Origin of the sequence: Faecalibacterium sp. BCRC 81149 (genome assembly GCF_022750605.1) — a bacterium.
GTDB lineage: Bacteria > Bacillota > Clostridia > Oscillospirales > Ruminococcaceae > Faecalibacterium > Faecalibacterium duncaniae.
Genome location: NZ_QXJA01000003.1, coordinates 52,045 through 69,935 on the forward strand (window position 1 = coordinate 52,045; position 17,891 = coordinate 69,935).

17 protein-coding genes are annotated in these 17,891 nt (G+C 58.2%); 4 read left to right on the forward strand and 13 right to left on the reverse strand.

What is annotated here, in order from left to right; translation table 11 throughout:
• The first annotated feature begins 188 nt into the window (after window positions 1–188).
• Complete coding sequence (locus tag D3F01_RS05290) at window positions 189–995, forward strand: MurR/RpiR family transcriptional regulator (protein WP_242886513.1); 807 nt, start codon at window positions 189–191, stop codon at window positions 993–995.
• A gap of 54 nt (window positions 996–1,049) precedes the next feature.
• Here the strand turns inward: D3F01_RS05290 and D3F01_RS05295 are convergent, their stop codons facing one another.
• The 3 genes from D3F01_RS05295 to D3F01_RS05305 all read right to left on the reverse strand — a co-directional run bounded on the left by D3F01_RS05295 (window position 1,050) and on the right by D3F01_RS05305 (window position 4,235).
• Window positions 1,050–2,255 carry an aminotransferase class I/II-fold pyridoxal phosphate-dependent enzyme gene (locus D3F01_RS05295; RefSeq protein WP_005928475.1) on the reverse strand — a complete coding sequence of 402 codons (1,206 nt, stop codon included), beginning with the start codon at window positions 2,253–2,255 and terminating at the stop codon, window positions 1,050–1,052.
• 182 nt (window positions 2,256–2,437) lie between these two features.
• Window positions 2,438–3,382 (reverse strand): transketolase family protein, encoded by a 945-nt coding sequence (locus D3F01_RS05300; RefSeq protein ID WP_097772995.1) that lies wholly within the window; start codon window positions 3,380–3,382, stop codon window positions 2,438–2,440.
• 1 nt (window position 3,383) lies between these two features.
• A complete protein-coding gene (locus D3F01_RS05305) occupies window positions 3,384–4,235 on the reverse strand; it encodes a transketolase (protein ID WP_035393178.1) in 852 nt (283 codons plus the stop codon).
• 539 nt (window positions 4,236–4,774) lie between these two features.
• Here D3F01_RS05305 and D3F01_RS05310 point away from each other — a divergent pair.
• Complete coding sequence (locus D3F01_RS05310; RefSeq protein WP_242886516.1) at window positions 4,775–5,311, forward strand: ECF transporter S component; 537 nt, start codon at window positions 4,775–4,777, stop codon at window positions 5,309–5,311.
• A 152-nt stretch (window positions 5,312–5,463) separates the two neighbouring features.
• On the opposite strand, the gene D3F01_RS05315 is transcribed toward D3F01_RS05310, so the two are convergent.
• The 4 genes from D3F01_RS05315 to D3F01_RS05330 all read right to left on the reverse strand — a co-directional run bounded on the left by D3F01_RS05315 (window position 5,464) and on the right by D3F01_RS05330 (window position 10,118).
• The gene (locus D3F01_RS05315; RefSeq protein WP_035393180.1) at window positions 5,464–5,646 is read right to left on the reverse strand and encodes a hypothetical protein; all 183 of its coding nucleotides are present in this window, start codon (window positions 5,644–5,646) and stop codon (window positions 5,464–5,466) included.
• A gap of 491 nt (window positions 5,647–6,137) precedes the next feature.
• Window positions 6,138–7,376, reverse strand: a complete 1,239-nt coding sequence (sstT, locus tag D3F01_RS05320) for a serine/threonine transporter SstT (protein ID WP_207658288.1) — start codon at window positions 7,374–7,376, stop codon at window positions 6,138–6,140.
• Between the two features lie 248 nt (window positions 7,377–7,624).
• A complete protein-coding gene (locus D3F01_RS05325) occupies window positions 7,625–8,722 on the reverse strand; it encodes a dipeptide epimerase (protein WP_242886519.1) in 1,098 nt (365 codons plus the stop codon).
• A 16-nt stretch (window positions 8,723–8,738) separates the two neighbouring features.
• Window positions 8,739–10,118 (reverse strand): Sapep family Mn(2+)-dependent dipeptidase, encoded by a 1,380-nt coding sequence (locus D3F01_RS05330; RefSeq protein ID WP_242886522.1) that lies wholly within the window; start codon window positions 10,116–10,118, stop codon window positions 8,739–8,741.
• A gap of 301 nt (window positions 10,119–10,419) precedes the next feature.
• Here D3F01_RS05330 and D3F01_RS05335 point away from each other — a divergent pair, with 301 nt between their 5' ends.
• Together D3F01_RS05335 and D3F01_RS05340 are read left to right on the forward strand one after the other, a co-directional pair.
• Window positions 10,420–11,970, forward strand: coding sequence for a hypothetical protein (locus tag D3F01_RS05335; RefSeq protein ID WP_242886525.1), 1,551 nt, complete (start codon window positions 10,420–10,422; stop codon window positions 11,968–11,970).
• Complete coding sequence (locus D3F01_RS05340) at window positions 11,967–13,103, forward strand: hypothetical protein (protein ID WP_242886528.1); 1,137 nt, start codon at window positions 11,967–11,969, stop codon at window positions 13,101–13,103. Before D3F01_RS05335 ends, D3F01_RS05340 begins: the two co-directional genes overlap by 4 nt.
• A 90-nt stretch (window positions 13,104–13,193) precedes the next feature.
• Here D3F01_RS05340 and D3F01_RS05345 read toward each other — a convergent pair whose 3' ends face one another.
• The 6 genes from D3F01_RS05345 to pstC form a co-directional block, all read right to left on the reverse strand.
• On the reverse strand, window positions 13,194–13,709 hold the full coding sequence (locus tag D3F01_RS05345; protein WP_005928662.1) for a hypothetical protein: 516 nt from the start codon (window positions 13,707–13,709) through the stop codon (window positions 13,194–13,196).
• Between the two features lie 118 nt (window positions 13,710–13,827).
• Window positions 13,828–14,205 carry a helix-turn-helix transcriptional regulator gene (locus D3F01_RS05350; RefSeq protein WP_035393429.1) on the reverse strand — a complete coding sequence of 126 codons (378 nt, stop codon included), beginning with the start codon at window positions 14,203–14,205 and terminating at the stop codon, window positions 13,828–13,830.
• Window positions 14,206–14,537: 332 nt separating this feature from the next.
• Window positions 14,538–15,206 carry a phosphate signaling complex protein PhoU gene (gene phoU / locus D3F01_RS05355; protein ID WP_242886547.1) on the reverse strand — a complete coding sequence of 223 codons (669 nt, stop codon included), beginning with the start codon at window positions 15,204–15,206 and terminating at the stop codon, window positions 14,538–14,540.
• 13 nt (window positions 15,207–15,219) lie between these two features.
• Entirely contained in the window at window positions 15,220–15,984 is a 765-nt protein-coding gene (gene pstB / locus D3F01_RS05360; protein WP_117535444.1) for a phosphate ABC transporter ATP-binding protein PstB, read from the reverse strand.
• 141 nt (window positions 15,985–16,125) lie between these two features.
• Complete coding sequence (pstA, locus tag D3F01_RS05365) at window positions 16,126–16,983, reverse strand: phosphate ABC transporter permease PstA (protein WP_242886548.1); 858 nt, start codon at window positions 16,981–16,983, stop codon at window positions 16,126–16,128.
• The gene (gene pstC, locus D3F01_RS05370; RefSeq protein WP_242886551.1) at window positions 16,976–17,875 is read right to left on the reverse strand and encodes a phosphate ABC transporter permease subunit PstC; all 900 of its coding nucleotides are present in this window, start codon (window positions 17,873–17,875) and stop codon (window positions 16,976–16,978) included. Before pstC ends, pstA begins: the two co-directional genes overlap by 8 nt.
• Window positions 17,876–17,891: the final 16 nt, after the last annotated feature.

Consider the following 17,891-nt stretch of genomic DNA (forward strand, 5'->3'; position numbering starts at 1 on the left):
ATCCATTACGCCGCCCCCAACACACAGGCCGGTTTTGATGCACCCCGCGCCAAGAAATCCCGGTTTATTTTGGAACGATCTGCATTTTCTTGCCAGATTCAATTGATTTTTCACCAAAAAGCCGGTATACTATTCCCAGAGTACTGTGCGTTGTGCCCAATGCACAGCGCGCACAGGGAGGTATTGCTATGCACGATTCCCCGGGAAGCGTCGTCACCCAGCTGTGCTCCGGGCTCCAGCTTTACAGCGCCGAACGGCGCATTGCGGACTGCATTCTTGCAGATGTAAAGTGGGCCTCGGTCGCCACCTCTGCGGAGCTTGCAAAGGCCAGCCACTCGTCCGAAGCCACGGTCACCCGGCTGTGCCACAAGCTCGGCTACGCAAATTACCGCAAATTCCAACTGGAGCTTGCGCGGGATGTGCTGGAGCAGCAGGAAACGGAGGCCCGCAAAAGGCCCCCCAATGACCCGCTGCATCAGGCCCTGCTCGATCTTCAGAACAACCGTCAGGAGGAGGTTCAGGCCACCATTCAGGCCTTGAACCTTGTCCAGCTGAGAAAAGTGCTGTCCATTCTGCGGGCGGCAGAGATCATTCAGATCGAAGCCAACAGCAGCAGCCTGCCCGTTGCCATGGATGCCTCACTCAAGCTGAGCAGTCTGGGCAAGCGCTGCACGATCAACCCAGTGCCGGAAAAGGCACCGTCTTTTTCTTCGGCACTGACCCCAAAAGATGCCCTGCTGCTCATTTCCAGCGCAGGCCGCTGCGAGGCGTTGGAGACAGCCGCCCGTGCCGCCCGGAAGAACGGCACACCGGTCATCCTCATCACCTGCGACAAGCGCTCGGCGCTGGCAGGCCACGCCAGCTATACCCTGCTGGCCTCCAACCGTATCCAGCGCATTGCCAGCGATATGCTGCCTTCCCAGCTTTCGGCAGCGCTGGTGGTGGAGGTGCTCTACTACCTGCTGGTGGGCAATTTCGATCTGAACCAAGCGTAATGATGCAAAAAGTCCCGGCCATTCTGGCCGGGACTTTTTGTTATGATTAAGTGATCATGCGTTAAAAACGTACTTGTCCATGCGGTGGAACGCCTCCTCGATGCGGGAACGGGGAGAAGCCAGATTCATGCGCAGGTGGCAGGGGCCAAAGAACATGGTGCCATCCTGGATGGCAGCGCCCACATCCCAGCAGGCGTGCTCCACATCCTCAATGGTCTTGCCGTGGGCCTTGCACCAGTCGGTGCAGTCCACGAACAGCATGTAGGTGCCCTGCGGCTTGGAGACAGTCACGCCCTCGAAATGCTTCTCGATGTAATCGCAGGCAAAATCGATGTTGCCGGTCAGCACCTCGCAGAGCTCGTCGGTCCACTCGTAGCCCTCGGGCTTGTAAGCACCGATCAGGGCGTGCATGGAGAGAACGTTCATCATGTTGTAGTGGCTCAGGCTGGACTCCTTCTCCATGCGGTCACGCCACCAGCTGTTGTAAACGATATGGTAGCTGCCCACCAGACCAGCCAGATTGAAGGTCTTGGAGGGTGCATAGAAAGCGGCGGTGCGCTGGCGGGCATCCTCGCTCACAGACTGGGTGGGGATGTGCTTGTTTCCGCTCAGGATGATGTCCGACCAGATCTCATCGGAGACCACATACACATCGTACTTCTTGTACAGCTCCATGGCCTTTTCCAGCTCCCAGCGCTCCCACACACGGCCGCAGGGGTTGTGGGGGTTGCACATGATGGCGGCATGGATCTTTTCCTCTTTCAGGTGCTTTTCCATGTCCTCAAAGTCCATCCGCCACACGCCGTTTTCATCCTTGACCAGCGGGCTGTGGACAGCCTCGTAGCCGTTGTTCTTCAGGCTCATGGTGAAGCCGATGTAGGTGGGGCTGTGGATCAGGATCTTGTCGCCCTTGGAGCAGACGCAGTTCAGGGCGCTGATCACGCCGCCCAGCACGCCGTTCTCGTAGCCGATGCACTCCTTGGTCAGGCCCTGCACGCCGTTGCGCTTTGCCTGCCACCGGATGATGGAATCGAAGTATTCATCGGTGGGGTTGAAGTAGCCAAACGCGGGGTGGTTGGTGCGCTCGATGATGGCTTCCTGGATGGTGGGCACAGTGGGGAAGTTCATATCGGCCACCCACATGGGGATGGCATCAAAGCCCTCCTTGGGGGCGGCGGGGGCAAAGCCGGTGCCAAGGCCATCCACTGCAATGGCATCCTTGCCGTGGCGGTCCATGATGGAAGTGAAATCGTATTTCATAGCGGTGCTCCTTCTCTCAAAATTTTATCTGGCCCCACTTTAACACACTTTGCCGCCGGGTGCAAGCAGCCAGCACGTTTCCCCGGATATCGTGCGGAAAAATCACGAATTTTTACGGTAATTGCACGCAAAAAGCCGGTCGGCATACGCCGACCGGCTTTTATTGGTATTGACTTTCTGGATCAGCCCAGCATCTCGTGAGCGGTCTTGCAGATGGTCGCTGCATCCAGACCGTACAGCTTGAGCAGGTCCCATGCGGGGCCGGAGCAGCCAAACTTGTCCTGCACGCCCACGCGGCGGACAGGGGTAGGCAGCTTCTCGCTCAGGACGGCGCAGACGGCCTCGCCCAGACCGCCGATGACGCTGTGCTCCTCGGCGGTGATGACCTTGCCGCACTCCTTGGCGGCCTTGAGGACGATCTCCTCGTCCAGAGGCTTGATGGTGTGGATGTTGATGACCCGGGCGTGGATGCCCTCGGCAGCCAGCTGCTCGGCAGCCAGGCGGGCCTCGTTGACCATCAGGCCGGTAGCGATGATGGCAATGTCGCTGCCCTCGGTGATCTGCTCGCCCTTGCCCAGCTCAAAGTGGTAGGTGGCCTCATCGTGGAACACAGGCACAGCCAGACGGCCAAAGCGCAGGTAAACAGGGCCCTGCATGGCGTAAGCGGCACGCACAGCGGCGCGGGCCTCCACATCGTCTGCGGGGCAGATCACGGTCATACCGGGCAGGCTGCGCATCAGGGCAAAGTCCTCGCAGCACTGGTGGGAAGCGCCGTCCTCGCCCACAGAGATGCCGCCGTGGGTGGCACCGATCTTGACGTTCAGGCGGGGGTAGGCGATCGAGTTGCGGATCTGCTCAAAGGCACGGCCTGCGGCAAACATGGCAAAGCTGGAAACAAAGGGAACATAACCCATGGTGGCCAGACCTGCGGCCACGCCCATCATGTTGCCCTCGGCAATGCCGCAGTCGAAGTGACGGTCCGGGTACGCCTTACGGAACATGCCGGTCTTGGTGGCGGCAGCCAGGTCAGCGTCCAGCACCACCAGGTCGTCGTGGCCCTCGGCGGCCAGCTCCTTCAGGGTGTTGCCGTAGCTGTCACGGGTAGCGATCTTCTTCACTTCTGCCATCTTACTTGTCCTCCTCTTCCAGCGCGGCGTAAGCTGCATTCAGCTCCTGCATGGCCTGTGCGTATTCCTCATCGTTGGGGCCCTTGCCGTGCCAGTCAACGGAGTTCTCCATAAAGGAAACGCCCTTGCCCTTGAGGGTATCCAGAATGATGCAGGTGGGCTTTTCGTTCTCAGCGCGGAAAGCGGCGATGGCGCTCTCAATGGCATCAAAATCGTGGCCGTTGATGGTCAGCACGTTGAAGTTGAAGGCCTTCAGCTTCTCCTCCAGCGGGGCGCTGTTCATCACGGTCTCGGTGGTGCCGTCGATCTGCAGATGGTTGCGGTCCAGCATGACGCAGAGGTTGGACAGGCCGTAGTGAGAAGCAAACATAAAGGCTTCCCAGCACTCGCCCTCTTCCACCTCGCCGTCACCCAGGATGGTGTAAACATTGATGGGCTTACCGGCGTGCTTGGCACCCAGTGCCATGCCGCAGGCGGCGCTCACGCCCTGACCCAGACTGCCGGTGGACATATCCACGCCCGGCACACTGTTCATGTTGGGGTGGCCCTGCAGGTAGCTGCCAATCTTGCGCAGGGTCTTGAGGTCCTCCACCGGGAAGAACCCACGCTCAGCCAGCGCGGCGTACAGCGCCGGGGCCGCATGGCCCTTGGAGAGCACCAGACGGTCGCGGTCAGGGTTCTTGGGATCCTTCGGATCCACCTTCATCTCTACGAAATAGAGGTACGCCAGCACCTCGGCGATATCCAGGCTGCCGCCCGGATGGCCGCACTTGGCGCTGTGAGTGCCCTCGATCACGCCCATGCGGATGTGGCAGGCGTGTTTTGCCAGGGTAAGTTTTTCTGCATTTGTCATCTTTGGTCCTCCCGTATGAACCTCAGCGTTTGCATCGGATATGGTACGCACCCGGGCCATACGCCCCGATGCGCTATTTCTCAAGTCTATATTATCTATTCTATGCAAAAACGTCAAGGTTCTTTCGTCAAAATGTACATCCCTTGGCAAAATCGCTTGTAAATGTTCCCGTTTTTGTTGAAAATGCAGGTTCATTTTGCCCCCGCAAAACATTTTTGCAGCTTTTGGCCGCTTTGCAATATCATCTTTTGCCGCTGTATGATATAATAAGATGAATTTGTTTGCTTTTTTATCTACAAATTTCAAAAATCCGCAAACACCGCCCCGTAACTATCCTCATCCGCTGAGCTTGACAAGGCAGCTTTGCATCTGCTATACTTTTTGCACAATTCCCGGCTGAAGCCGGGGCTTTGCGGGCCGAAGCCCGTGTTTCTCCCCGCAAACATTATTTTGAAACAGACACCATGAAGGGGTCTGCCGCTGGCGCGTGTGCTGGCGGCAGGCCCTTTTTGTCTGTGCATTTTCAGGAGGAATCATTGATGAATACCAAGACCCGTTCCGCGACCCGTGATCTGGTGCTGGCCGCACTGTTTCTGGCACTGGCCTTTGTGCTGCCCATGATCACCGGCCATGTGCCTCAGATCGGCAATATGCTCTGCCCCATGCACTTCCCGGTGCTGCTGGCAGGCTTTGTGCTGGGCGGCCCCTGGGGCCTGGCACTGGGCTTTGCCGCCCCGCTGCTCCGCTCGGTGCTGTTCGGGATGCCCCCGATGTACCCCATTGCCATCGCCATGGCCTTTGAGCTGGCCACATACGGCGCTGTGGCCGGTTTCATGTACCGCAAGGTGCAGCACACCCTGCCCATGATCTACGCCACCCTTGTCACCTCAATGGTGGCAGGCCGCCTTGTCTGGGGTGCGGTGCGCTTTGTGCTGGCCGGTCTGTCCGGCTCTGGCTTCCCGTTCAGCGCGTTCCTGTCCGGTGCGGTGCTCACTGCCGTGCCCGGCATCATGGCGCAGCTCATCCTCATTCCGCTGATCGTGGCCGCACTGCAGAAAGCAAAGCTGACGGATTAAAACCCCTGCGCTGACCGAACCCACACAGCAAAAAAGCCCGGAACCGTACCTGCTATGGCGGCAGGTGGTTCCGGGCTTTTCAGTTCATATTACAGTGTGGCAGCAGCTGTAACAAAAAGAAGGAGAATCTTCAACCGGCAAATTGGAGAAGATCAGCCGGCAAAGCTTGCATTGACAGCGCGGCGGTTGCTCTGGTTGACAAAGTTCTTCTTTGCGCTCTCGAGCAGGCTTGCAAAAGCCAGGCCAATGCCGCAGTTATCGGACACGCCCTCGGTGACAGTCAGGTAAGCGTCCATCATAGTGTTGTCCAGAATAGCAGTGTTCTTGTTCATCATAATAAATATCCTCCGTATATCGGTAAATGTCATTGTGTTTTTTGGCAGGGCCTCTATCTCCCTGCATCCTCAGAGCGGAACCTTTCAGAACCCTTCGTTCTTTTGTTCCCCTCTCTGAGGATGGCCATATTATGCCACTCAATTATGAAATCGTTTTATAAATTCTATGAACAAACTATGAATTTAGTTATACATTTTTAACGTTCTTTCGTTCTTTGCGCAACTAGCACAAAACGTTTTTTATGAAAAATAAAGTTCTTGTATACATGGACGATTGAAACCTTGTTTGGAAAGTTTTTTCAGATTTTCTCTCCGTTTTGCCCAGAATTTCTTCTACAAAAAGAGTTCTTATCGTGTAAAATCCGTCAGAATCCGTCAATTTCCAACAGGACGAGGGCTTTCCTGTGCAAAATGCCCAGAAAAAAGTTCCAAACAAAAAGGCCGCCGTGCCAGCAGCACAGCAGCCTTTGAAAAGCCATTTCAGTTTTGCATCACTTGCACAGGAACGCCGGCAGGGGCTTGCCCTCCCTGCGCCACTGGTGATATTCCGCAGTGGCGGCAAATTCCACGTCACCGGCGGAGTTCAGGGCAGTTTCCACGGAATCCTGCACCACGCCGATGATAAAGCCGACACCGACCATCTGCATGGCGATATCATTGGAGATGCCGAACAGGGAGCAGGCCATGGGGATCAGCAGCAGGGAGCCGCCAGCCACGCCGGAAGCGCCGCAGGCACCCAGAGCGCTCATCACCGAAAGAAGGATGGCGGCAGGCAGGGACACCTGAATGCCCAGCGTATTGGCCGCAGCCAGCGTCATAATGGTAATGGTGATGGCGGCACCATCCATATTGATGGTAGCGCCCAGGGGGATGGAGACGGAATACATATCCTTATCCAGCCCCAGCTTTTCGCACAGATCCATATTGACCGGGATGTTGGCGGCAGAGCTGCGGGTGAAGAAGGCGGTCAGGCCGGATTCACGCAGGCAGCGGAGCACCAGCGGATACGGGTTGCAGTGCAGGTACACAAAGATGATGAAGGGCGAGACGACCAGTGCCATAAAGAGCATGGTGCCCACCAGCAGGAGCAGCAGCCTGCCGTACTGGGTAAAGATGGACAGGCCGTTGCTGGACACGTTGGTGTACACAAGGCCCATGATGCCGAAAGGTGCCAGATTGATGATCCAGCGGACGATCTGGGAAACTGCATCCGCTGTATTCGCCAGGAACAGCTTGGTGCTGTCCGCGCCGTACTTCTTCATGGCCAGACCGAACAGGCAGGCCCAGAACAGGATGCCGATGTAATTGCCGTTCAGCAGAGCACTGACGGGGTTTGCCACAAAGTTGGTGAGCAGAGTGTTCATCACCTCGCCCAGACCCTGGGGCACCACCTCGGATTCTGCCGCCTCAGCCAGAACGACGGTCTGAGGGAACAGGAAGCTGGTCACCACCGCAATGGCGGCGGCCAGGAAGGTGGTGAGCATGTACAGCCAGATGACCGTGCCAAAGCGCCGGTCCAGCCTGGACGTGCCCTGCGCCAGCGCACTGGCCACGATAACGAACACCAGCACCGGGGCAATGCCCTTCAGGGCACCCACGAACAGGCTGCCGAACTCTTCCACCCAGCCCGCACCGGGCACCGCCAGTGCCAGCACCACACCGACCGCAAGGCCGATGACGATGCGCAGGATCAGGCTGGTGGCGTTGTACCTTGCCGCAACCGCTTTCAACGTTTTCATAACTTTTCCACTCCCCTATCCAGATTGTGCGCCTATCGCGCACAGTTTTCCCATTCCTCTACACGGAACAAGTACGATTATACGCCTCGCAGGCCAAAAAGTCAAAGATTTTGCCCGCTTTTTTTGTTTTTCATTTCAACATATACAGACACGAGCTTTTTTCACTGTCCGTATATGAAATACAGATTCACAAAAAGAGACCGCACCCCGTGTGTTTCGGGATGCGGTCTGTTCCGGTTTTAGTCGAGATAGGACACCTTGCCGGGTACAAAGCCCTGAATGCCCATGCCGGGCGCGTCGGAGACGGTGATGTTCTTTTCGTCGAACACGGCACCGCCGAGGATGTGGTCCTCGCTGCAGAGCACCGGGCCGTCGAGGTCGATCTTGGTGATGATCTTCTTGGCGCAGGCCAGCTCCACAGCGGCGTTGACCGAGATCTTTGCTTCCAGCATACAGCCGATCATGCACTCCACGCCATACACCTCAGCGGCGGCGGCAATGCGCAGGGCATTGGTGATGCCGCCGCACTTCATCAGCTTGATGTTCACCAGGTCGGCCGCGCCGGTCTGCATGATCCGCAGGGCATCTGCCGGGCTGAACACGCTCTCGTCGGCCAGCACGGGCACATCGGCATGGCGGGTGACATACTGCATCCCCTCAAGGTCTGCGGCGGGCACGGGCTGCTCCACGAACTCGATGTCCAGCCCCTTCTCCTGCATCTGGTTCAGGATGCGGACCGCCTGCTTGGCGTTCCAGGCCTGATTGGCATCAATGCGGAGCCTGATGTCCCGGCCCACGGCCTGCCGCACCGCGGCAAGGCGGGCCACATCCAGCTCAGGGTCGATACCAACCTTGACCTTCAGGCAGTCGTAGCCGCGCTGGACGGCGGTGCGGGCATCCCGGGCCATCTCCTCCGGCGGGTTGACACTGATGGTGATATCGGTCACGATGTTCCTGCGGGCACCGCCCAGCATCCGGTAGACAGGGGCGCTGTACTTCTGGCCCAGCAGATCCCACAGGGCCATGTCCACAGCGGCCTTGGCGCTGGTATTGTGGATAAGCGCCTTCTGCACGGCGGCGGTCAGATCCTCGAACTCATCGAGGTCGCGGCCCAGCAGGGCAGGGGCGATATGATCCTGAATGGCACCGAGGATGGCCCCGGTGGTGTCGCCGGTGATAACACCGGTCGGGGGTGCTTCGCCGTAGCCCACCGCACCGGTATCGGTGTGGAGCTCCACGATAACATCCTCAACGCTGTTCACAGTGCGCAGTGCCGTTTTGAACGGCACCCGCAGCGGGGTAGAAATGCGGCCCAGCCGCACCTGCGTGATCTTCATAGTCCCGTCCTCCTTCTTATTCCAGCGGCAGGTTTGCCAGCTTGACAATGGCGTTTGCAATGATCTGGGCGTTCTGCACCAGACGTTCCAGATCGATGCATTCATCGGGCTGATGCTCTGTGACCGGGTCGCCCGCGAACAGGGGGCCAAAGGCCACCACATTGGGCAGCATCTTGGCGTAGGTGCCGCCGCCGATGCACTTGGGCGGGGCGTTGTCGCCGGTGGCATCCCGGTAAACCTCCAGCAGGGCGCTGACCAGCGGGGTCTCGGCAGGGTAGTAGAGCTTTTCCTTGTGCACCTGCCCATCCAGCGCCCAGCCTGCGGCCTCAAAGGCGGCCTGCACAGCGGGCTGGCAGTCTGCCCGTTCCATGGTCACGGGATAGCGGTAGTTCAGCTTGACCCACAGATGCTGCGCGTCGCCCTCGATCAGCCCCCAGTTGCAGCTCATGGGGCCGGAGAGCGCATCCTCCAGCCGGTGGCCCAGCAGACGCTCGCCGTAGGGGTCGGTGCCCAGCTTTTCAGCCAGAAAGTGCACGGCCTGTTTTGCATCCCCCTCCAGCGGCAGCCGGTCAAGGTAGCACACCAGCCGCCCGATGGCGTTTTCGCCCTGCTCCGGGTGGCTGCCGTGGGCCGAAACGCCCACCGCTTCCACCTGATAGCCGCCGGGGATGGCTGTCACGGTGATGTGCTCCGCCTCCGGCAGGGAGGCTCCCGTCGGGGCGGTCAGCGCAGCGCAGGCGTAGTCCGGCACCACATTGCCGGCCACGCCGCCCTGCACCCTGTTCAGCCGCCAGGCACCGGTCTGGTGCAGCTGAACGGCATAGCTCTCGTTCAGGATGCCCTTTTCGCCGTTGATGAGCGGATACTCGCCGTCCGGGGTGAAGCCCAGCACCGGGATCTCCCCGCCGTGGGCCTTGTAGTACAGCACGTCCCGGTCGTTGGTCTCCTCGTTCAGGCCGAACAGCAGCCGGACACGGCGGTTGAGCGGAATGCCCAGATCCCGGATGGCCTTCAGCGCGAACAGGCTGGCCACCACCGGGCCTTTGTCGTCAATGGAACCCCGGCCATACAGCCTGCCGCCCTCGATCTCGGCGGCGTAGGGCGGGTGATGCCAGCCCTCGCCCTCGGGCACCACGTCCAGATGCCCCAGCACCGCCACCATCTCGTCCCCGGTGCCGATCTCGCACCAGCCGATGTACCGATCCATGTCGGTGGTCTCAAAGCCCAGCTCATGGCAGAGGGCCAGCGCCTCGGCAAAGCAGGCATCCACCTCCTCGCCAAAGGGCTTGCCCGGCAGCGGGTCAGCCTCCACACTGCGCCTGCGCACCAGCCGCTGGAGCGCCGCCACCATCTGGGGCCGCAGCGCCGCCACGGCCTCGTTCAGTTTTTTGTCCATACGTTCCACCCCTTTTGTGATTCATTTCACAGCTTGTATTATAGAACGATTGCCCCCGCTCCACAAGCCCCCAGTTCCACGAAAAAACGCCCCCGCACACTTCATCAGAAGTATCCGGGAGCGCTCGGTCACAATCGTCAGGAGATGCCACCACCTCAGCATTCTGGTTTTTCTTTTTTTTTTTTTTCAAATTTTTTTGAAAAAAGGTGAAAGGATTTCGCGCGGCGTGTATTTAAGGAAGTGAGAGCATCCATTTTTGCCGGAGCTCCACTTCCGGCCCAAAGAAAGTGAGGGACCCCCTATGAAGAAACGACTTATTAGCCTTCTGGTGGCGCTGTGCATGGCGGTAACGCTCCTGCCTGTGTCGGCAATCACAGCGTGGGCGGAGGAAGGCGGCTCCAACTTGAAACCTTTACAAATTCAGTCTGGTTATCCGGTTCTCAATGGTATAACTCCTACAATCAATTCTGATGAGCACGAAATTTATACCGGTAAGGACTGGAGCTATGATGGCACAGCTAAAGTTTTGACCATCGCCCCCGAAAGCCCTACTACTTATGATTTGACAGATCTCGGAAGCATCCGTCAGGATCCAATCAGTATTTTATGTTCTGCCATCATAGGGGAACACGCAACGATTGAAAATGGTAATTTTTGGGACACCGAAAATCCTGGTTCCAGTATTACCAATTATGGCACTATAACGAGTGGAACTTACTCAATGCCCGTTATAAATCATGGTACTATTACCGGCGGCACTTTTTTTGATCCCATTACCAATGACCCCACTGGCACGATTGAAAATGGCACGTTTAAATCTACCGTTACCAACAACGGCGCCATAAAGGGCGGCATTTTTCGTAAAAAACCAACAGGTGGCACTGTCCATAAAGGCTATACCTTGAATGTGAATCAGAATAATGGCAGCTATGAGATTCGCTACGCAACAATCAATGGTCTCGGCTCAAGCGGTTATGTCATTCCCAATTCCGACCATAATACCAGCATCACCATCCATATTTTTTTCCTTAACCGTCAAGCAATATTATTTCCTATTGATGTTACATTCGGAAACACAAACGACACACATTGTTTGTTAGAAGATTGGGCACCAAGTGCAAGATATTACGATGATGGTACGGGTTATTTTTCTGTCACTTTCACCGCACCACCCGCCAATGCGGCCACCGTTACCCTGAGCAAGCTGACCCGGCTGGTGATCGACGAAAACGGCTACCCCGTTGGCACCGAAGGCGGCACCCGGGATTACAGCGGCAACGGCTGGAAGTTTGAGAATGGCACGCTGACGCTGAAAAGCGACAGTTATGATTTCTCCGGTGAGAAAAACGCACTGCGCCCCCTGAACCCGAATGTCCACTTGGTGGTTGAATCCGGTGCAACGCTGACCGGCGGCGCATTTGCGAAAGAGCCCAAAGGTGCAGGCACATTCAAAACAGTCACCCTGAACGGAACCGGTTCTATCACAGCAGTCAATGGTCTTGCGTCCGATTGGGGCAACACGCTTTATGCAGTCAAGACCGGGAATAATACCATTACCGCCAGTGAACCTATCCTTGATATCAACCGCATTTTATTGGAAAACGATGATCCTATATATCCTCCGGATTCTTCCAACAAAAAAACCGTGTGCATCAATATAGAATTTCTTAATTCTGTGAGTGCTCTTGATCCGGAAGCGGATATCATACTGAACCAGGCTTCTTACGATTTGCCCCTTATCATGGACAGTGATGGCACACCGGTTATAGGCAATGCTCCTTTTGAGCCCAATGGCAATTATTATAATTATTGTGGTGACGGCTGGAAAGTTAATAAAGCTCCGATGGCATGAGCCAAAGCACACTGTATCTGACCGGCGGAAAAACCTACAACTTCCGATTTACCGACCCCGTCAATAAAATCGGCCCGTTGGATGCAGTGAACTGCGGCATTGTCAATGAATATGGCATCATTGAAGATGGCATTTTCAATACTCTGGTAGCAAATGGTTGGCCTAAGGGTGATTCTACTAAAACGCATGAAATCGAGGGCGGCACATTTGCAGCCGGTTTGCTTTATAATGACGGAACGATAACCGGCGGTGCATTCAACGGAAAGGATAGTGTGCTCAACAAACTCTTAGGGAGCACCGTAGTAAGCGATACTGCGCTCAGTGGCGATTATCGCTCTGTTACCGTAAAAGATGGAGCCATCCTGAAGGTAAACGATACACTTCCTCTTGTTTACAATGAGACCACCCATGATTTGGTTCAGGGCTCCGCATGGGATCTGTATTCTTATGCAGGCACCGTCCTCACCGTAGAATCCAATGTAGATATTACAAATATCAACGGTCAAAAAATCGGCGATGCATTCAGCAGCTACTACCTGAACGGTGAAACCAACAAAAAAGTGGTATGCTTTGAGATGCCCGACAGCGATGTGGAGTTGAACTCGACCAAAATCGTTGTTCCCGACCCGAAGCCCGAACCCAAACCCGAGCCCGAACCCGAAGCCCCCACCTACACCCTGACGGTGAAAGGCGGCACGTTCACCTACAACGGCGGCGAAGCCATGACCAGCGCCAGCGTGCCGGTGGATGCCGAGGTCAAGGTGACGCTGAACCAGAGCGCCGTGCCCGAGGGCATGGTGTTCGACCTGTGGGCCATAGATGAAGCCAGCCTGCTGGGCAACCCGGCGGTCGCCTACAACGAGGAGAGCTTTACCATCCCGGCGGGCAGCGTGGCCAAGGACAGCATCGTGACCGTGGAGGCCCAGTACCGGGATGCCACCATCGAGAGTGAGCCCAGCATTCTGGGCACTGCCGCCATCATCGGCGTGGCCGGTGCAGGCACGGCGGTCATCGTGTGGCAGGGCTACCGCATCGGCATGGAGCTGTACGAGAAGTATTTCCAGCCCACGCCGGAAGAAACTGCGGCAGAGCAGCCCGCCCCGGAAGCTCCGGCAGCAGCTGCCGCTTCCTGAACACAGGCGCACCCGCTCCCTTCCACGGCTGACAGAACCGCATAAAAACAGCGCCGCTCCATCATTTGTGGGGCGGCGCATTTTTGCGGTTCAATCCCGGCGCAAAGGCAGGGTAAGGGACATTTTCTGGTAGGCAATGCGGGGCGTGCCATCCTCCACATGGATGATGCCGCACCTGGTAAAGCCGTTTTCTTCCAGCAGGTGCTGCATGATCTTGTTGTCGGCGTGGGTGTCGGCCCGCAGGCTCTCGCAGTGCTCCAGGCACCAGGTGATCACAGCAGCGGCAACGCCGGGGTGCCTGCCCGCCGAAGCCAGCCGGTGGATGGTGCCGTAGGGCAGGGTATCGTTCAGCCACTTGCCATCCTCGATCCGGGCATAGGTGGGGTCCGGGCCAAGGATGAAGGCAAACACGCCCTCCAGCTCGCCGTTTACAAGGTAGAGGAAGAGCCGGTTGGAATCAATGTCCTCTTCCAGCAGCTCCTGCGGCGGAAAATGATCTCCCCACTGGGTAGGGTTGCCGGAATCCGCCATCGCCTGCCGGGCGCGGGCATAAATTTTCAGGATCGCATCCAGATCTGCACGTCTTGCTCCACGAAACATCTTCATCCAACCTCTCTTCCGGCAGGCCGCCGCCCGCCCTGATCGTTCTGCTTTAATATAACACAAAACGACCCTCTCCGTCAAAGCCTGCTGCAAAGGCGGAGAGGGTCGTTCACTGATGCACTTATGTGCGCTGGCTGCGTGCCCGGCGGTACTCCCGGGGGCTCTGGCCATACCGCTCATGGAACAGGCGGTAGAAGTAGCTGGTGTTCTCGTAGCCCACCTGGGTGATGATCTGCTGGATGTTCAGGTCGCTGCGGCGCAGCAGGCGGGCGGCGGTCTCCATCCGGTGCTTCTGCAGCAGCTCCTTATAGGTCTTTCCGGTCTGGGCCCGGACGCACTCGCTGACATACGCCAGCGAAACGCCGTAGCTGCGGGCCACATTGGAAAGGCTTGCTTCGCGGTAATTCTGGGTGATCTCCTGTAATGCCGCCTGGACCAGCGCTTCGCGGCTGACCGCCTCGCCGCGCGTTTCCAGCGGGAAATTCTTGGTCTGTACCATAGCGTAAAACCCTCCGTTGCGGCAGCGGCGGGCGGGGACAGGGGGATGCCGGACACCCGCCGCAGCCAGTTCATCAGGCTTTCTGGGGAAGCCTTTCTGCCTATAATACGGGCGGGGCACAGAAATAATTGCAAATAGCTCAAATTTTTTTGTAAACTGAACCTCTCAGGCGCGTTGCGCCAGCTCCCCTAATAGGGGAGCCAGGTACACGCTGCTTGTCTTGCCTCTCCTATCAGGAGAGGTGTCACCGAAGGTGACGGAGAGGTTTCTAACGCAAAAGAGCCGCCGCAGGGGATGCGGCAGCTCTTTTGCAGGAGAACGGAAACAAAAGATCAGAACATATTTTCGTTATGATAACGCCCGCTGCGGACGAACTCCACCCACTCGGCCAGATTCACGGCGTGGTCGCCGATGCGCTCCAGGTACTTGATGACCATGAGCAGATCCAGGGCGGCATCCACCTTGCCGGGGTCGGCGGCGATCTCCTGCGCCAGCGTATGCTTGATGGCGTTGAAATCATAGTCCACCTCATCGTCGGCGGCAATGACCCTGAGGGCGGCCTGCTCATTCTCAGAGGTCAGGGCATTCAGGGCATCCAGGATCATCTTGTGCGCCTTCTGGCCCATCCTGATGGCCTGGCTCACAGCAGGGTCGCCCTCCTTGCGGACAATGACCAGATGAGGGATGATCTCCGCGATATCGGAGGCATGGTCACCGATGCGCTCCACATCCGTGACCACCTTCATGGCGGTGGAGATGCGGCGCAGGTCACCTGCCACCGGCTGCTGGCGGAGCAGCAGGGTCATGCAGCGGTGCTCAATGTCCCGCTCCATGTTGTTGATGCGGCCATCGCCCTGCACCACGGCGGCGGCAGCCTCGGCATCGGCGGTGCAGAGGGCTTCCATTGCAGCTTCCACGGCATCGGCAGCGCTCTGACCCATCTCGGCCAGGGCCGTTTTCAGGGCGGCAAGGTCGTTTTCGTATTGTGTGCGGTTGCTCATTGCGTTTTTCTCCTTAGCCGAACCGGCCCGAAATGTAATCCTCGGTGCGCTTATCCTGCGGGGTGCTGAAGATCTGCGCCGTTGGACCGGCTTCCACCAGCTCGCCCAGCAGGAAGAAGGCGGTGCGGTCGCTGATACGGGCTGCCTGCTGCATGTTATGGGTCACGATGACCACGGTGTAGTTTTTTTTCAGCTCGCTCATCAGCTCCTCCACCTTCATGGTGGAGCCGGGGTCCAGGGCGCTGGTGGGCTCATCCATCAGCAGGACTTCGGGCTTGACAGCCAGGGCGCGGGCAATGCACAGGCGCTGCTGCTGGCCGCCGGAAAGGCCCAGGGCACTCTTTTTCAGGCGGTCCTTGACCTCGTTCCAGAGGGCGGCACCCTTCAGGGAGCTTTCCACCAGCTCGTCCAGCTCTGCCTTATTGTGCACACCGTGCAGCCTGGGGCCGTAGGTGATGTTATCGTAGATGCTCATGGGGAAGGGGTTGGCCTTCTGGAACACCATGCCCACCCGGCGGCGCAGCTCGGTGGGCTGCATCTCGCGGGCAAAGATATCCTGCCCTTTCAGGCGGACATCGCCCTCGATGCGAACCCCGGGCACAAGGTCGTTCATCCGGTTCAGGGTCTTCAGGAAGGTGGACTTGCCGCAGCCGGAGGGGCCGATGAGGGCCGTGATCTCCCGCTCGCCCATGTCCAGCGAAATATCTTTCAGCGCCTTGAAATCCCCGTACCAGAGATTCAGGTTTTTGGCTGTGATAATGGGTGATACGTTTTCCATAGTTTTCCTCTTGTATTGACTCCCTCAGTCGCGGCTATGCCGCGCCAGCTCCCTCTGAGAGGGAGCCTTTTGCGTTGCGGGCAGGATAAGCCTCCCTCCGTGAGGGAGGTGGCATCGCGCAGCGATGACGGAGGGAGTTATTTACTGTTTCTGTTTCAGTTTGGTTTTGGCCAGCCGGGCTGCCAGATTGATGGCAAGCACCAGCACCAGCAGCACTGCGCCGATGGCCCAGGCGGAGTCGAAATCGCCGTCCTCAAAGGCACGGAGATAAAGCAGCACCGACAGGGTGGCACCGTTGGAGGTGTAGGCCTTGATCACGCCGTTGGCAATGACCTCGGCAGCACCGGCGGTGAAGAGCAGCGCGGCGCTTTCGCCCACGATGCGGCCCACGGCCAGGATGCAGCCGGTCACGATGCCGTCGATGCTGCAGGGCAGCACGATGGTGCGGATGATGTGCCATTTGCCCGCGCCCAGACCCAGCGCACCCTCACGGTAGCCCTGGGGCACCGTTTTCAGGGATTCCTGGGTGGTGCGGATGATGGTGGGCAGGTTCATGATCACCAGCGTCAGGCTGCCGGAGAGCAGGCAGGTCTGGAAGCCCAGTGTCTGGGCGAACACCAGCATTCCCACCAGACCGTAAATGATACTGGGGATGCCCGCCAGCGTCTCGTTGGTGAACTCGATCACCGAAATGACCTTGCGGTTCCGGGCGTACTCGGTCAGGTAAACGGCCGCGCCCACACCCAGCGGCAGTACGATCAAAAGCGTCAGCAGGATGACATACAGCGTGTTGAGGATCGCAGGCAGGATGCCGTCCGTGCCCTTCAGCACACTGGCGGTGGTGGTCAGGAATTTCCAGCTGATGTGCGGGATGCCCCGCACCAGCACCATGCCCAGAATGCCTGCCACCAGTACGATGACCAGCACAGCCGAGGCCCGGACCAGAGCGTTCATCACGCGGTTCCAGGTGCGGCGGGAGGCAGAAGCACTGTTATTCATCGCGCTTTCCTCCCTTCAGCACCACATTGAGCAGGATATTGATGCCCATGATAAAGACGAACAGTACCAGCGCAATGCTGAACAGCGCCTGTTTCTGCAGGCCGCTGGCGTAGCTCATCTCCTTGGCAATGGCGGTGGTCAGGAAGGTGACGCTGAAGAACAGGCTGTCCGGCATGTTGGGGCTGTTGCCAGCCACCATCATCACGGCCATGGCCTCGCCGATGGCGCGGCCGATGCCCAGCACGATACCGGCGGCAATGCCGCTCCTGGCAGCGGGGACGCTGACCTTGAACCAGGTCTCGACATCCGTTGCTCCCAGAGCCAGGCTGCCCTGCTCATACTCCGGCGGCACAGCGTTGAGCGCTGTGACCGACACCGACACGATGCTGGGCAGGATCATCACCGCCAGCACCACGATGGCGCTCAGCAGGCAGGCACCGGAGGCCTTGCCAAAGGCCTTGGCCACGGCGGGCACCAGCACCTGCATGCCCAGCAGGCCGAACACCACGCTGGGGATGCCGCTCAGCAGCTCAATAGCGGTCACGACCACGGTGCGCACCTTCGGGCCTGCGGCCTTGGAGAGGAACACCGCCGTCAGCAGGCCAATGGGCACACCGATCACGGTGGCACCCAGCGTGCCGTAAACGCTGGACAGGATGAAGGGCAGGATGCCGTAGGCCGGGTCGGCGGCGGTGGAAGCCCACCGGGTGCCGAACAGGAACCGGAACAGCCCGATCTTCTGGATGGCAGGCACACCGGAGAGGACCATGTACACCGAGATCAGGAGCACACAGCCCACCGCCAGGATGCCGCAGAGGAAGAAGATGAAGTTCATCACCGCTTCCAGCCACTCAGCAGGGGTTCTGGGGAGAGAGATCTTTTTGTTGTTCATAGCATCATTGCTTTCC

Excerpts from the sequence above, each read along its gene's own strand:
- D3F01_RS05290 (WP_242886513.1), top strand. The coding sequence starts at position 189 with ATGCACGATTCCCCGGGAAGCGTCGTCACCCAGCTGTGCTCCGGGCTC.
- D3F01_RS05295 (WP_005928475.1), bottom strand. The coding sequence starts at position 2,255 with ATGAAATACGATTTCACTTCCATCATGGACCGCCACGGCAAGGATGCC.
- D3F01_RS05300 (WP_097772995.1), bottom strand. The coding sequence starts at position 3,382 with ATGGCAGAAGTGAAGAAGATCGCTACCCGTGACAGCTACGGCAACACC.
- D3F01_RS05305 (WP_035393178.1), bottom strand. The coding sequence starts at position 4,235 with ATGACAAATGCAGAAAAACTTACCCTGGCAAAACACGCCTGCCACATC.
- D3F01_RS05310 (WP_242886516.1), top strand. The coding sequence starts at position 4,775 with ATGAATACCAAGACCCGTTCCGCGACCCGTGATCTGGTGCTGGCCGCA.
- D3F01_RS05315 (WP_035393180.1), bottom strand. The coding sequence starts at position 5,646 with ATGATGAACAAGAACACTGCTATTCTGGACAACACTATGATGGACGCT.
- D3F01_RS05325 (WP_242886519.1), bottom strand. The coding sequence starts at position 8,722 with ATGAAGATCACGCAGGTGCGGCTGGGCCGCATTTCTACCCCGCTGCGG.
- D3F01_RS05330 (WP_242886522.1), bottom strand. The coding sequence starts at position 10,118 with ATGGACAAAAAACTGAACGAGGCCGTGGCGGCGCTGCGGCCCCAGATG.
- D3F01_RS05335 (WP_242886525.1), top strand. The coding sequence starts at position 10,420 with ATGAAGAAACGACTTATTAGCCTTCTGGTGGCGCTGTGCATGGCGGTA.
- D3F01_RS05340 (WP_242886528.1), top strand. The coding sequence starts at position 11,967 with ATGAGCCAAAGCACACTGTATCTGACCGGCGGAAAAACCTACAACTTC.
- D3F01_RS05345 (WP_005928662.1), bottom strand. The coding sequence starts at position 13,709 with ATGAAGATGTTTCGTGGAGCAAGACGTGCAGATCTGGATGCGATCCTG.
- D3F01_RS05350 (WP_035393429.1), bottom strand. The coding sequence starts at position 14,205 with ATGGTACAGACCAAGAATTTCCCGCTGGAAACGCGCGGCGAGGCGGTC.
- phoU (WP_242886547.1), bottom strand. The coding sequence starts at position 15,206 with ATGAGCAACCGCACACAATACGAAAACGACCTTGCCGCCCTGAAAACG.
- pstB (WP_117535444.1), bottom strand. The coding sequence starts at position 15,984 with ATGGAAAACGTATCACCCATTATCACAGCCAAAAACCTGAATCTCTGG.
- pstA (WP_242886548.1), bottom strand. The coding sequence starts at position 16,983 with ATGAATAACAGTGCTTCTGCCTCCCGCCGCACCTGGAACCGCGTGATG.
- pstC (WP_242886551.1), bottom strand. The coding sequence starts at position 17,875 with ATGAACAACAAAAAGATCTCTCTCCCCAGAACCCCTGCTGAGTGGCTG.